Genomic DNA, 14650 nt, shown 5'->3' with positions numbered 1-14650 from the left:
GGCTTATTTGGCGGTTGGGCCTGGGAACCTTAGTCGGCGGACGAGCTCGCGACCGGCCGACGATTATCGACGATTACTTCTTCTTTTTGGCGTCGGATTCAAAGAGGGTGGGCTTGAAGGTGAGCATGGTCCAGGCCCAGTTGTTGGATTTTTCGTTGCCGGGGCGGAGGGCGGTGAGGGTCTCGGTACCGAGTAAGTGGGAGTAGCCGATGTGGAGGGTGACGCCGGTGGCGAGGGGGCGGACGTACACCAGGTCGATCTCGGTGCCCATGGAGGCGGACAGTTTATCGCCGGCTGCGTCCAGTTGTTCGGAGGCCGTGAGAAAGTGGTGAGCGTGGGCGAGGAGGGCGGCGGATCCCAGCTTCCACTTGGTTTTCAGGTAAAGGTCGGTGACGCCTACGGTGCCGTTGGCGGGGCCGACGTAGAAGTAATCCATCAGTCCGTTGAAGGCGTGGTTGGTGCCGTAGTCGGGCATGAAGGAGGTGACGCGGCCGGTTTCGTCGGTATCGTCCTTGCCGGAAATGTACTCGACGCCGAGGGTGAGGGGAGTGGCTTTGGTGGGGTAGGTGGCACTGAAGCCCGCCAGCAGGGCGCCAACGGATTGACCGTTCTGGCTGCCGGTCTGGGCGTAGAGGTCGCCGGTGAGGGTGAACTTGCCGGCCCGGTAATTGAGGTAGGTGCCGAGGGTTTGCTTATTGGAGTGGGTGGAATCGGCGTTCTGCAGTGTCGCGTTCAGGGCCAGGAGCGACACGGTTCCTTTTTCTTCCGCGAAGGTGCGGTTGAACCAAGCGTACTGCAGGCTTTTGTAATTACCGCTTACGGAGTAGAAGTTTGCCGCGGGTGCCTGGAGGTAGACGGGCTCGGGGCGGTCGTCGTCGGCATTATAGGCCAGGCCGACGTGAAGGCGATTCACCTTCTTTTCGTCCTCGAACTGGAGGAGCAGGGCATCGTGGCGCCGCCCCTGCTGGGCCCATTCGAGACCTCCCAGAATACGCTCGTTGTCGTAACTGATGACCTGACGCCCGGCCCTGACCGAGAAGCGGGGGCTCACGTTGTACTGTCCCCACGCTTCACTCAGGAAGGTGTTTCCATTCTCGCTTTTGAAGATTTGGGGTACTTCCCCCCACAGGCGAACATCCTGGAAGACAAGCCGGAAGGTGTACTTCTCCTCGGCGTAGTCCAGGTACAGCCGACTGCGTTGCTCGACGAAGAAGGCCGGGTCGCTGTCCGTCGAGCGCGGGGTCTTGAAGCCGTTGCGGAATTCCGTGCGGGGACGCACCTCGGCACTCAATTTAAACTGGCTAAGCAGGGGCGAGCTGCAGACGAAAAGCAGGAAGAGGTAGGCGATTGTTTTCATAGGGAGAAGCGGCTAGTGAAGAGTAGCTCGGCCCTGCCTGTAGGTCCGATGGTACAAATCTACGTACTTCCAAGACAACTACGTAATAAAATACGTATTTAACTAAGTATTTTTATTTCATTCCTTAGGTTTGCCTACCTTTACGGCCAGATAATTGTCACGCTTCTACGTATTTTAATTCCTTCCCCATGGGCACTGCAACCGAAGTAAAGACCACCTGCTCCTACTGTGGCGTCGGTTGTGGCATCATCGCCCGCCGTGACTTGCACGGCCGATTGACCGTCGAGGGCGACCCCGACCACCCGGCCAACCAGGGGCAGTTGTGCTCGAAGGGCCGAACCCTTAACTACGTAGTACAGGACCAATCGGACCGCCTCCTCTACCCCCAGCTTCGCCTGCACCGCGACCACCCCCTGCAGCGGGTAAGTTGGGAACAGGCAATCGACCGGGCGGCCGCCGTCTTCCGATCGGTTATCGCGGAGCACGGACCGGATAGCGTAGCTTTCTATATCTCCGGACAGTGCCTTACCGAAGAGTACTACCTGGTCAATAAGCTGGTCAAGGGCTACCTCGGCACCAACAACATCGATACCAATTCCCGCCTCTGCATGAGTTCCGCCGTCGTGGCCTACACCAAGATGTTGGGAGAGGATGCCGTGCCGGTGAGCTACGAAGACATCGATCATACCGACTGCCTGCTGGTGGCCGGGGCCAATCCCGCCTGGTGCCACCCCATCATCTGGCGGCGCGTCGAAGCCCGCAAGGCCGTCTATCCCGACCTGAAGGTCATCGTCGTAGACCCCCGGCGTACCGATACCTGCGCCCTGGCCGACCTCCACCTACAGATCGTCCCCGGTACGGACGTGCTGCTTTACCACGCCATCGCGCGCCGGCTGTACGATACGGACCGGATGGATCTCGAGTTTATCCGCCAGCACACCGAGGCGGGAGAAAACTACGTGCGCATCCTGAAGTCATTGCACCTGCGCTCCGCCGCAAAAACCTGTGGCGTGACCCTGGAAGAAATTAAGCTGGCCGCCGACTACATCGGCGACGCCCGCGCCTTCCTCTCCATGTGGGCCATGGGCCTCAACCAGAGCAGGGTAGGGGTGGAAAAGAACGGTGCCCTCATCAACCTGCACCTACTCACCGGCCAGATCGGGAAAATCGGTGCCGGCCCCTTCTCCCTGACCGGCCAACCCAATGCCATGGGGGGAAGAGAAGTGGGAGGCATGGCCAGTTTGCTCGCTGCCCACCGCGTACTTTCCAATCCCGCCGACCGCGAGGAGATCGCCCGCTTCTGGGGGGTCGACCGAATTCCCGCGGAGCCCGGACTGACCGCAACACAGCTGTTCGACGGCCTGGAAACCGGAAAGGTGAAGGCCGTCTGGATCATCTGCACCAACCCCTCCGTGAGCCTGCCGAATGCCCTGCAGGCCGACGCCGCCCTGAAGCGGGCGAAATTCGTGGTCGTACAGGACATCAGCAACCGCAGCGACACCGCCGACTACGCCGACCTCCTGCTTCCCGCCGCCGGCTGGCTCGAAAAGACCGGGACCATGACCAATTCCGACCGCCGCGTAAGCCTACTCCAACCCCTGGTGGCACCCCCCGGTGAGGCACGGCCAGACGCGGACATCATCATCGATTTCGCCCGCCGCATGGGGTATTCTGGATTTGACTACCGCGACGTCAGCGAAGTGTACGACGAATACGCCCGCCTGACCGCCGGCACCCGCATCGACGTCAGCGGCCTGAGCCACGACCGCCTGCAGCGCGAGGGTACCTTTCAGTGGCCCGTCCCCTCACCCGTTCACCCGGGCACGCCCCGCCTGTTTACCGACCACCGCTTCTATACGCCGACGGGGCGGGCGCGATTCATGTCGACCATATCCCACGCCGATGCACCTCCGGTGGCGCCACCCGACCGCCCGCTAATCCTTACTACCGGCCGCATCCGCGACCAGTGGCATACCATGACGCGTACCGGCAAGGTGGCTCGCCTGCGCAAACACATCGACCTGCCCTACCTCGAAATCCATCCGCTGGACGCCGCCGCGGAGAAACTGGAGAATGACCAGCTTGCCGTGGTGCATTCGCAAAGAGGGGAGGTGAGGGTTAAGGTCCGCTACACCCGCGACCTGCGCCGGGGCGTCGTGTTCCTGCCCATGCACTGGGGTAAAACCCTCGGTTCCGACCTTACGCGCGCCAATAATCTCACCGACGACGCCGTCGATCCCTACAGCAAGCAACCGAACTTCAAGTTTTGCCACGTGGGGGTGCGTGCCTACCAAAAGCCCCGGGAGCATATCCTCGTCATCGGAGCCGGGGCCGCTGCCTACCGCTTCATCGCCCGCTACCGGGAACTGAATACCCGCGACCGCATCACGGTATTTTCCAAGGAGACCCACGCATTCTACAACCGCGTCCTGTTGCCGGAGTACGTGACCGACCACCTAAGTTGGGAACAGCTGGAAAAACTGCGGGAAAAGGAGCGCCGTCGCCTCGATTTCGACCTGCAGTTGGAAACCTCAATCGAGCGCATCGATCGCGCAAACCGCACCCTGTACACCGCCGCCGGGGAGGCCCACACTTACGACCGCCTCATCATCGCCACGGGCAGCCGACCCTTCGTACCCCGCGACGTTCCCCTTCATCTGCCGGGCGTCTTCACCATGCGCCGCCGCGAGGATGCGGATGGCCTCAGCGATTATTTACAGTTGGGCAAGCAGCCGCGGGAGGCACACGTGCTGATCGTGGGGGGCGGCTTGCTGGGATTGGAACTTGCCGCGGCACTGCAGGACATCGGCGTACGCATTACCCTCGTCCAGCGCAGCAACCGGCTCATGGAGCGGCAGCTCGACCCAACGGCCAGTCACTTGCTGGCGGAAGACGTGGGCGAGCGCGGCATTCAAACCTACTTTCGCAACGAGGTCGACACCATCTTCCGCATACCGAAGGGAGAAGCGGGCGGGGACGCAGGAGCAATGCGGGTTACGTTTAAAAGCGGTATTTCCCTAGTATGCAACGCGGTGGTCTACGCCATCGGAACCCGGCCCAATTTGGAGGTCGGGCGCACGGCCGGCCTGAAATGCGGTGGCGGTATCCAGGTCGACGACCGGCTGACCACCAGCGACCCACACATTCACGCCATCGGCGAAGTAGCCGAATGGCGGGGCAAGCGCTTCGGCATCACCGCCGCGGCCGAACAACAGGCCCAGGTACTGGCCGCTTACCTGTCCGGCGACCTCACCGCCGCCTACGGCGGCTCGGTACCGATGAACATCCTGAAATTCCGGGACCTCGACCTGTGCAGTCTGGGCGAGGTGAGTCCGCCGCCCGATGACCCCGACTACGAGGAGGTGATCTTCCGGGATCTGAGCCGGCGCTACTACAAAAAGTGCGTCGTGTACCAGGACCGGCTCGTCGGGGCGGTGCTCATCGGCGATAAAAACGAATTTGCCGAATACCGCGCCCTCATCGAAGACCGGCTGGAGCTTGGCGACCGGCGGGAAGAACTGCTGCGCTCGGGGAGCAGTCGGGAGCCGTTGCGGGGCCGCGTGGTCTGCAGTTGCAACAACGTCGGAGAAGGCAACCTTACCAACGCTATCGCCAAGGGGTGTCATGGTTTCGACGAACTCGTGGCTCAGACCGGTGCCGGACTCGGCTGCGGCAGCTGCAAACCCGAAGTAAAAACCATCCTGGACCACCAACTACAAACGACATGACCTCCGACCTTCACCGCGTTTCTGTCCGGGGCGGCATCCTGGCCCCCAGCGAACTGCTCACCGTGATCGACCTGGCCCGCGAACTGGGGCTCGACGGCATTCACTTCGGTTCGCGACAGGATATTCTGTTTCCGGTGCGTCCGGATCAGATTGACATTCTACGGAAGTACCCCCGCCTGCAGGTGGAATCGCCGGCCAACGGACACCACGCCAACATAATGTGCAGCTACGTTGCTGCGGATATTTTTCCGTCCACGCCCTGGCTCACCAGCTCCGCCTACCTCTACATCCTCGAACAGTTTTCCTTCCCCACTCCGCTGGAGATCAATCTCACCGATCCCCGGCAGCGGCTGGTACCCCTCTTTACCGGTCACCTTAACTTCGTGGCCTCCGACGAGGAAGACTACTGGTACCTCTACCTCAAGCTACCCGGATGGACGGAGATGCGCACCTTTCCCGCCCTCATTCACGGCTGGGACCTGGGCCGGGTAGCGGGCAGCCTGTGTGCCGCGGAACTCCCCGAAGATCTCGAGGAGGTGATCGCCATCGTGCACGAAAACGAGAACCTCAACCTGCGGGACCTGCAGCGCGACTTGGCCATTACCTTCCGCCCCTTTCCCTACTACGAGGGCATGAACCGCCTCGACACCGATCACTACTGGCTGGGGCTATACTGGCGCAACAACTGGTACGCCCTCGACTTCATGGCGGCCGCCTGCGAGCTCTGTCTCGAGCACCGGATCGGCAAGATCAGCATCACGCCGTGGAAAAGCTTCATCGTCAGCGGCATCCCGGACGGAGAGCGCCTCAGCTGGGAAAAACTGCTCGGGCGCTTCGGCATCAACGCCCGCCACAGTAGCCTGGAGCTGAACTGGCACCTGCCCGTCGCCGATGGTGATGCCCTCGAGCTGAAGCGCTACCTCGTGCGGGAATTCGATCGGCGGGACATCAGCACTTACGGACTCACGTTCGGCATCAGTCGGGGAAGCGATGTGCCCTTTACCAGCATCGTGATCGAGCGGGAGGAACTGCGTGCCGGATTCGTCGACGGATTCGTGGTGCGCCCACTGTATACCCTAAAGTGTGCCCGCAACTTCGATCCCAACACCCGGGTCTATGCGGAGTACGCTAGGCGGGTCGACCGATCCGAGTTGGCGGAGCTTATGGTGGAGATCAGTCAGCTGTACTTCGATCAGCTCAACGAGCAACTCGAACAGGTGATCGAGAGCAAGCCGCAGGCCGAAAGCCAGGCACCGGGGCGTGACGTGCAGCAGTGCGGCCGGTGTCTGAGCGTCTACGACCCCGCGCTGGGCGAACCGGAGTCCGAGATCGCGCCCGGCACCCCCTTTGCGGACCTGCCCGTCGGTTACCGATGTTGGACTTGTGGTGCTGAAAAAGACAGTTTTACGACGATACAACTTACATTAGGGGTACATTAACAAACAAATAGGACACCCTCCGGGGTTCTCCAGTATAGTTTAGCCCCAGACGATTAGTAACCCCCCGCCCCTTGGCCACTCATATTATTCATCCTACCAAGCAAATCGCGCCCGGCGAACTGGACGGATACCTGGATCGCGGATGGCGACCTACCGGCCAATCGATCTATACCTCCGATTTTTTGCGCACCGACGACGACGAGCTACACGGCTGTCTGCAAATTCGGTTGCCGCTCCGGGGATTTACCTTCAAAAAACGCCACCGCAAGCTCATGCGCCGCAACCAGCGTCGCTTCAGGACGGTGTACGAACGGGCCAAGATTCCCGACGGGGAGTTGTTGCGGGTCAACCGGCTTTACATGGCCCACCATCCCGAAAAAACGCGGTCGGATTTGGAGTATAACGTCATTACCGACGAGGGACAGCGGGTACTTAACACCCAACTGATCCGCATTTACGACGGCGACAAACTGGTGGCCTTTAGTTACTTTGACGTTGGCCAGCGGGTCGTCTACTCCAAAGCCGGAATTTACGATCCGGCCTACGCAGCGGACAGCCTGGGTATTTACACCATGCTACTCGAGGTGGATCTGGCCCAGCGATGGAAATACGACTATTACTATCCGGGCTATTACTCGCCCACCTTTTCCGCCTTCGACTACAAATTGACCCTTGGCCAGATGGAATTTCGGGATATCTCGGCCGGATGCTGGATCCCTCACCCCACCCAGTCTGAGTCGGGACCAACGGACCCCCTGGAAGTAAACCGGACCAAACTGTTTGAAGCCCTAGATGCGCTAAAGGCGGCCGGCATTCCGGCGGAATTTCGGGAGTACCCTTCCTTCACCGGACGGTTTCGCCCCACCCGGGAAGGCGACAACCTGATGCTGGACGCTCCCCAACTGCTGCTCATCGGACGCCCCCTGCCCCTTGAATTTTACTTCACCCTGACCTACGACAACGAGAAGCAGTGCTACCGCTACGACGTGGTACGGACCGCGAACCTGTACGATATGCGGGTGCAGGCGGCCAGTCGCGAGGGCGTACCCCGGTTCATCACCCCGGTGGTGGTGCACAATCGGATCATGGAGTCGGAGCAGCTGCCTGCCGTTATCGGTAAGGTTGCGGAGCGGCTCCGGGTGGCCTCAAATTCGTGAGAATACCAGGTACATCAGGAACAGAATAACGCCCACGATTGCCGCAGTAATTAGGAAGAACCGTTTGGTCTGCCGGGCGGATTCGGCATTACGCTTGCGCTTTTTTCTGACTTTTGCCATGGTATAAATTTTGGTGGTAGACTTACGCTCAAGTTAGTGTCCACCGGGCAAACTGAAAAGCGTAGTATATCTACTACCTTTGCCCGCCACCAGAAAAAGCAACCCACCATGAGCAGCCAACTACTTGCCGGAAAACGCGGCGTAATTTTCGGAGCCCTCGACGACCAGAGCATCGCCTGGCAGGTAGCCGAAGTATGCGCCGAAATGGGCGCCACCTTTACCCTCACCAATGCCCCCGTCGCCCTGCGTTTCGGAACCCTGAACGAACTGGGCGAAAAGCTGAACGCGGAGATCATTCCCGCCGACGCGACGAGCGTGGAAGACCTGGAAAACCTTTTCCAGCGATCGGAGGAGATCCTCGGCGGCAAACTCGACTTCGTACTCCACGCCATCGGGATGTCGCTGAACGTACGCAAGGGGAAAAGCTACACCGACATCAAGCACGAGTGGATGCTGAAGACCTTCGACATCAGCGCGATCAGCTTTCACAAGATGTGTCAGGTGCTCTACCAGGGCGATCACATGGCCGAGTGGGGCAGCATCCTGGGACTCAGCTACATCGCCGCCCAGCGCACCTTCCCCGACTACAGTGAGATGGCCGAATCCAAGGCCCTGCTCGAAAGCTTCGCCCGCAGCTTCGGCTACCACTTCGGCGAGAAGAATAAGGTCCGCGTAAACACCATCAGCCAGTCGCCCACCATGACCACCGCCGGGAAGGGCGTAAAGGGTTTCGACGAATTTTTCGGCTACGCCGACAAGATGTCGCCCCTCGGCAACGCGACCGCCCGCGCCTGCGGCGAGTACTGTGCGAGCCTCTTCAGCGACCATACGCGCTACGTAACGATGCAAAACCTTTACCACGACGGAGGATTTTCGAATATGGGGATGAATCCGAAGTTGGTCGGTTAGTCTTCTAGTCGGATAGTATTTTAGGGCTGGGGTATGGGTACAACGATCGGTGGCTCGGGGAGACTCTCTGGGTGGATCGGTAGGGTCAGTGCGTGAGTAAGGAGCATGATAAGAGACGGAGGTCATCGGTGGAAGGGTTGGGGGTGTCGGGTAGGCCTGGTGCTGGCGTTGTTGCTGGTGCTCGGTCCTGATTGCTACCGTGGGGTACAGGCTCAGGTGATCGATCCGAGCGATACGGGGCGGCTCGATCCCGGCGATCCGGATTACGACGAGGCGACGGATCGGCGGGCGCGGCCCCAGGACCAGCGGGAGACCCTGCCGGATACGTTCGGGATCTTCATCTATAGGGTAGATAATCCCAATCAGGAGGAAACGTTTAGGGATAGTCTGCTGAACGGATTTCAGCAATATGAACCCGACCGGGCGACCGATTACGATTACGGGACGCTGGGGGCAATCGGTTCGGCGGCTTACGCCCTTCGGTACACCCCCGTACACCGTAAGGGGCTGGAGGTAGGGCTGCGGCAATTCGATCTCTACCGGGTAGATGCGGACGAACTCGACTTCTACCGTCTCGAGCGGCCCTTTACCTACCTGCGGTATCTGCGGGGCAGTGAACAGAACGACGGTCGCCTGACGGCACGCTTCAGCCGCAACTTCGCCGACGGGGTGAACCTGCTTCTCGATTACGACCGCATTTTCCAACTGGGCACCCAGGACCAGTATCCCTCGACCGCCGTGCGCAATACCACCGTTGCAACGGGAATCTCCGTACGGCCACCGGGCAGTCGGTACAGCGGGTACTTCAGCTACCTGGCCAATACCTTCGAAAATCAGCAGAACGGCGGCATTGCCGATGCACGGACCGACGCCGGCGGGGAGATCGACAATCTAGAGAACCAGCTTCCCTTTTTGGAGGAAACTTACGTGCGCTACGCCTTTCGGGAAGCTTCGGCTACGCAATACCTGCAGTTTGGCGCGGCAATGGATACGCTTTCGGGTCGCGAGCGACGGGCCTTCACCCTCAAGCACCAACTCAAGATTCGGGAGGAGACTTACCGAATGAGTAGCCTTCGTGTAGCCCTGGACAGCAATTTTTACAATCGTTTTCCGCTGCTGAACCTTGACGCGCGCGGACTGCGCAGTCGCATCACCCACAATGTCATCAGCAACGAGCTGGGCTTCTCTACCTTCCGACGATCGACGGCGGGGGGAAAGGAAACCGTGCAGCGTGACCTCCTGGAGGTTGGCCTGATCCACCAGTTGCACCGCGTCGGTAGGGAAACGGGGGATAGCACGGCCAACATCGTGCTGGCGCGGGCGAGCATCGGTCTGCGGCCCAGCGATCGCCTGCAACTGCTCGTGGACGGACAGCTCAACCTGGTCGGCCAAATCGGAGATTACCGCATTGCGGCTGAGGGAGCGCTCGACTTGGGGGTAGGGGGCAAACTGGAAGTATCGGCGGTCAATCAGCTCTATTCCCCTGACCTGGTCCAGCGCACCTATCTGCTGAACGGCAGCGAACTGTACGACCGCGACTTCGGCAAAACGCTGGAGCTGCGCCTGGAGGGGGCCTACACGCTTCCCTTCCTCGGGATACGGGCCGGAGTGGCGTACAGTCTCGTGACTAACTACATCTACTTCAACGAGGACGGCCTGCCGGTACAGAGCGACGGTCCGAACAGCATCGTACAGCTCACGGCTGAGCGCAATTTTACCCTGGGAAACTACCGCATCGACAACCGGCTCCTGCTCCAGGAGGCCGATCAGTCGGTCTTTCGGCTCCCCCGGGTGTACGGGGAACACAGCCTGTACTACGCCGGTAAGTGGTTCGGGGTGCTTAACGTCAACCTTGGGCTCGACGTCCGCTACTTCACCGGTTTTCAGCCCTACTACTACAATCCGATACTTCAGCAGTTTCAGTTGCAGGACCGGCAGGCAACCGATTTTTCGGTACAGGTGGATCCGTTTTTCAGCCTACGGGTGACCAGGTTTCGCTTCTTCGTCAAGTTCGTTCAGGCGCAGACCTTGCTCTCACCGGATCGCCTCCTCTACCTGACGGCGGAACATCCCTATCCGGATGCCGCACTACGATTGGGAGCCAGCTGGCGGATGCTTGATTAAGCAATGAAAAAGGGCACGGAGGTTATCCTCCGTGCCCTCGGCCTTCTCAGCCAGTGTAATCGCTTTAGAACTCGCGCATGGTGGTGGGCGCAACGAATTCGTTCATTTCGTCGACGTTGGTCACCTTCATTTCCTCGCCGTCCCAGAGCAGTTTGGTGCGGCCGCGTACTTCGTACTCGTCCTCCGTACCGTCCGCCTTCGGGAAGCGGTAGTCGTAGCCGCGTACGGCCAGGTTGCCCATGAGGATCGTTTCGGTCAGGGGACCGGCCTTGCCGAGGTGGCTGCTGGGCTGGTAGCCTTCCTTGATGCCGTTGACCCAGTCCATCTCGTGGGAGGTTTCGACCCGGGGCAGGGTTTCCGGTACGGTTGACTCCTCCATTCGGGAGGTCGGAAGCAGGCGGGGGTTCTGACCGTAGGTGTTGGCCATGAGCTTGCCCTTGTCTCCGACCATGATGATGCCGCTGCCGCCGTCGCCCATCTGTTCGTCGACGCCGAGCTCTTCGGGGCGACCGGGGAGAATGCCGCCGTCGGTCCAGATCAGTTCCACGGGGGGCTTATTGCCGCGTGCGGGAAACTTGACGTGAATCTTCGAGGCCGGGGGCGCGGTGCCGGGGTTGTAGTCGGCCACCCAGTCCTGGCTGTACACCTGCACTACGCTGGCCTCCGCGCTTTCGGGGTAGCCGAGTTCCAAAATGTAGAAGGGCGTATCGATGATGTGACAGCCCATATCGCCGAGTGCGCCGGTACCGAAGTCCCAGTAGCCCCGCCACGAGAAGGGGTGGTAGGCCTTATTGTGGGGCCGCATTTCGGCGATGCCGAGCCAGAGGTTCCAGTCGAAATCGGGCGGAATGGGGTCGGTGGTCGTCGGCACCTTACCTCCCTGGGGCCAGATCGGGCGGTTCGTCCACGCGTAGATGGTGTGTACGTCGCCGATCGCACCGGATTCGTAGAGCTCCTGGGTTTTGCGGATTCCTTCCCCGCTGGCGCCCTGGTTGCCCATCTGGGTCACGAGTTGGGGTTTGGATTTGGCCATCTCCGTGAGCATCCGCACTTCGGCGATGGTACGCGCCAGGGGTTTCTCAATGTAGAGGTGCTTATCGAGGCTCATGGCGGCCAGGCCGGCCGTCGCGTGCATGTGATCGGGGGTGGTCACTACTACGGCGTCGATGTCCTTGCCGTACTTGTCGAGCATGACCCGGAAGTCGCGGTCGTAGCTCGCCTTGGGAAAACGTCCGCGGGTTTCGGCGGCGCGGGAGTCGTCGACGTCACAGAGGGCCATGACGTTTTCACTCATGAGCGCCTGAAGGGTTCCGGTGGCCTTGCCTCCGGCACCGATGGCAGCGATGTTGAGGGTGTCGCTCGGGGCCTTAAAACCCTTTCCGCCGAGGACGTGGCGGGGTACGATGGTGAATGCGGCAGCGGCGGTGGCTGCGGTGCGTAGAAATCTCCGGCGATTGGAGATGCTTTGTTTTGGCATAATCGTTGATTGCTAATTGTGCGGTTAAGATAAGCAACTATGCCTTTTCGCCATTATCGGTCAGAAGGCCGCGTCGGCCCGCGAACCTTATTCGGAAGGAACCGATTAGAGCAGGCATGGATCCAACCACCAAGATCAACATTCCGGAAAGCGCACTGGAGCGCGTCGTCATCGTGGGCGGTGGCTTCGGTGGCCTGCAACTGGCCCGCAAGTTGAACAAAGCCAACTTCCAGGTCGTCCTGATCGATAAGAACAATTACCACCAATTCCAACCGCTCTTCTACCAGGTCGCCATGTCGGGCCTGGAACCGAGCAGCATCGTCTTTCCCTTCCGCAAACTCTTCCAGGGGCGCAAGGACCTGTACATCCGCATGGCGGAAGTAACCCACGTCGACACCACCGCCAAGCAACTGCAGACGCCCCTCGGCCACTGCAACTACGACCACCTGATCGTGGCCACGGGCGCCGATACCAACTACTACGGAAACGAGGAGCTCGAGCGCCGTACCCTGCCCATGAAATCGGTCTCGGAAGCCCTCTACCTGCGCAACTCGATCCTCGACGACTACGAAGATGCCCTCACGACCCCCGCCTACGACGACCGGCAGGAACTGGTCGACATCGTAATCGTCGGCGGCGGCGCCACGGGGGTGGAGCTGGCCGGCTCGCTCGCAGAGATGAAGACGCACGTGCTCCCGAAAGACTACCCCGAACTGGCTGTACAGGAGGAATTCGACATTTACCTGGTACAATCCGGGGATGCCCTGCTCAAAGGGATGAGTGCCAACAGCAGCGAAAAGGCGCTCCGCTACCTCGAAGATTTGGGCGTCACGGTCCTCCTGAATAGCCGGGTGACGGGCTTCGACGGCCGGATCGTAACCTTCGACGACGACCGGACCATCGCCACCCAGAAGGTGATCTGGGCGGCGGGCATCAAGGGACAACCCATTCCCGGACTACCGGAAGAAGCCATCACCTACGGCAATCGTCTGGCGGTTGACCGCCACAATCGGGTGAAGGGTACCGACTGCGTCTACGCGATCGGTGACGTAGCCTACATGGAGGAGCCGGATTTCCCCCAGGGACACCCACAGGTGGCCCAGGTAGCGATACAAATGGGGGAACACCTGGCCAAGAACCTCCGGTACCGCCACGAACGCGGCGAGGAGTGGGAGCCGTTCCACTACAGCGATAAGGGCAGCATGGCTACGATCGGGCGCGGCAGGGCGGTCGTCGATATCCCGAAGCCCGAATTCCACTTTGCCGGAGTACTGGCCTGGTTGGTGTGGCTGATCGTGCACCTGTTCGCGATCCTGGGGACCCGCAACAAGATTTTCGTCTTCCTCAACTGGCTGTATAACTACATCAATTACAATCAGAGCCTCCGACTGATCATCCGACCCGCCAAAGCCCGGTAGGCGGCTAGTCGAGCCAGGCAATTGCCCGGTTGCGCTCTACGGTAGAAAAGGCGGCCAGGTCGAGCCCGGGCGTGAGAAGGTCGCTTAGTTTGACGCTGGTCTTGAGCCACGTTTGATCGCCCACGATGGCCACCCGTTCTAGGTCTTTATAGTACTTGATGCTTGTCTTGAGGTCTTCCCAGAGGGTACGGGCGTTGATGCCGTCCGTGCTGACGATCTCGAGCAGGATGCGGGCCTTGCCGTGGTGACGGACCTTTTCCTCTACCAGCGCATTGATGCGGTCGTAATCGGCCGTATTGAGCTTGCCCACGATCGCCAGCCCTAACAGCCGGCTGCTGCCGAGGTCGATCTCCTTGACTCCATTCGATACCAGCGGCTCCTTGTCGATCTTCAGCCAGCGGTGTGCTATCTCACCCTCGTCGAGGCGAAAGGTCTTCACTTCCATCCGCGGCGTGATCCAGTCGATGCCGCCGGAAAGGGTAGTCAGCCACCCGTGATCGGTAAGGATGGCGTACTTCTCGATCTTGTCCAGCAACTCCTTTTTAGCCTTTATGGTGTTCCAGAACGCCTGGTAGCTGGGGAAGCCACCTACGTTCTTGATGTTGCCAAGTAGGCGCAGGCGGCCGTGGGTCACGACCTTGGCCTCTACGGCCATCAGCAGCCGGCGCATGCCTTCTTCATCCACCTCACCGTCGAGGGTGAAGCCGAGCATATTATCCTGGGAGAGCGGGAAAACCGAGATCATTGAGTGTTTTTCTCTTCTTAACTGCGTGGCCCCGCTAATTGATTAGCATCCACCACCTTATTCGACGAACGTGGGGCGGGAGCAGCAGTTCCCCAGGTAAGGTGTACACGTAATCAGACCAATTGTACGCCAAAGAGCTCGGCTAATCGTCCGTATATACCTGAAAAATCCTCGAA

Annotated in this window: 10 protein-coding genes; 6 read left to right on the top strand and 4 right to left on the bottom strand. The window is 60.1% G+C overall.

The window, feature by feature from the left end; genetic code table 11:
* Positions 1–73: 73 nt before the first annotated feature.
* On the bottom strand, positions 74–1357 hold the full coding sequence (locus GGR28_RS08790; RefSeq protein WP_183495415.1) for an alginate export family protein: 1284 nt from the start codon (positions 1355–1357) through the stop codon (positions 74–76).
* Positions 1358–1545: 188 nt separating this feature from the next.
* Here GGR28_RS08790 and GGR28_RS08785 point away from each other — a divergent pair, with 188 nt between their 5' ends.
* From GGR28_RS08785 to GGR28_RS08775, 3 genes are all read left to right on the top strand, one after another.
* Entirely contained in the window at positions 1546–5085 is a 3540-nt protein-coding gene (locus GGR28_RS08785) for a nitrate reductase (RefSeq protein WP_183495414.1), read from the top strand.
* Positions 5082–6524 carry a rubredoxin gene (locus tag GGR28_RS19075; protein ID WP_183495413.1) on the top strand — a complete coding sequence of 481 codons (1443 nt, stop codon included), beginning with the start codon at positions 5082–5084 and terminating at the stop codon, positions 6522–6524. The genes GGR28_RS08785 and GGR28_RS19075 overlap by 4 nt, the downstream gene beginning before the upstream one ends.
* Before the next feature lie 71 nt (positions 6525–6595).
* The gene (locus GGR28_RS08775) at positions 6596–7681 is read left to right on the top strand and encodes a hypothetical protein (protein WP_183495412.1); all 1086 of its coding nucleotides are present in this window, start codon (positions 6596–6598) and stop codon (positions 7679–7681) included.
* On the opposite strand, the gene GGR28_RS19190 is transcribed toward GGR28_RS08775, so the two are convergent.
* Positions 7670–7801 carry a hypothetical protein gene (locus GGR28_RS19190; RefSeq protein ID WP_262890757.1) on the bottom strand — a complete coding sequence of 44 codons (132 nt, stop codon included), beginning with the start codon at positions 7799–7801 and terminating at the stop codon, positions 7670–7672. The genes GGR28_RS08775 and GGR28_RS19190 overlap by 12 nt on opposite strands.
* 108 nt (positions 7802–7909) lie before the next feature.
* Here GGR28_RS19190 and GGR28_RS08770 point away from each other — a divergent pair, with 108 nt between their 5' ends.
* Positions 7910–8710, top strand: coding sequence for an enoyl-ACP reductase FabI (locus GGR28_RS08770; protein ID WP_183495411.1), 801 nt, complete (start codon positions 7910–7912; stop codon positions 8708–8710).
* 105 nt (positions 8711–8815) lie between these two features.
* On the top strand, positions 8816–10834 hold the full coding sequence (locus GGR28_RS08765) for a putative porin (RefSeq protein ID WP_183495410.1): 2019 nt from the start codon (positions 8816–8818) through the stop codon (positions 10832–10834).
* Positions 10835–10898: 64 nt separating this feature from the next.
* On the opposite strand, the gene GGR28_RS08760 is transcribed toward GGR28_RS08765, so the two are convergent.
* Positions 10899–12311, bottom strand: coding sequence for a Gfo/Idh/MocA family protein (locus GGR28_RS08760; protein ID WP_183495409.1), 1413 nt, complete (start codon positions 12309–12311; stop codon positions 10899–10901).
* A 116-nt stretch (positions 12312–12427) separates the two neighbouring features.
* On the opposite strand from GGR28_RS08760, the gene GGR28_RS08755 reads away from it, so the two are divergent.
* The gene (locus GGR28_RS08755; protein WP_183495408.1) at positions 12428–13729 is read left to right on the top strand and encodes an NAD(P)/FAD-dependent oxidoreductase; all 1302 of its coding nucleotides are present in this window, start codon (positions 12428–12430) and stop codon (positions 13727–13729) included.
* Between the two features lie 4 nt (positions 13730–13733).
* Here the strand turns inward: GGR28_RS08755 and GGR28_RS08750 are convergent, their stop codons facing one another.
* Positions 13734–14474, bottom strand: coding sequence for a SpoIIAA family protein (locus tag GGR28_RS08750; protein ID WP_183495407.1), 741 nt, complete (start codon positions 14472–14474; stop codon positions 13734–13736).
* Positions 14475–14650: the final 176 nt, after the last annotated feature.

It is taken from the genome of Neolewinella aquimaris (genome assembly GCF_014197245.1).
GTDB classification, from domain to species: domain Bacteria; phylum Bacteroidota; class Bacteroidia; order Chitinophagales; family Saprospiraceae; genus Neolewinella; species Neolewinella aquimaris.
This window is presented reverse-complemented; position numbering and strand designations above follow the sequence as displayed.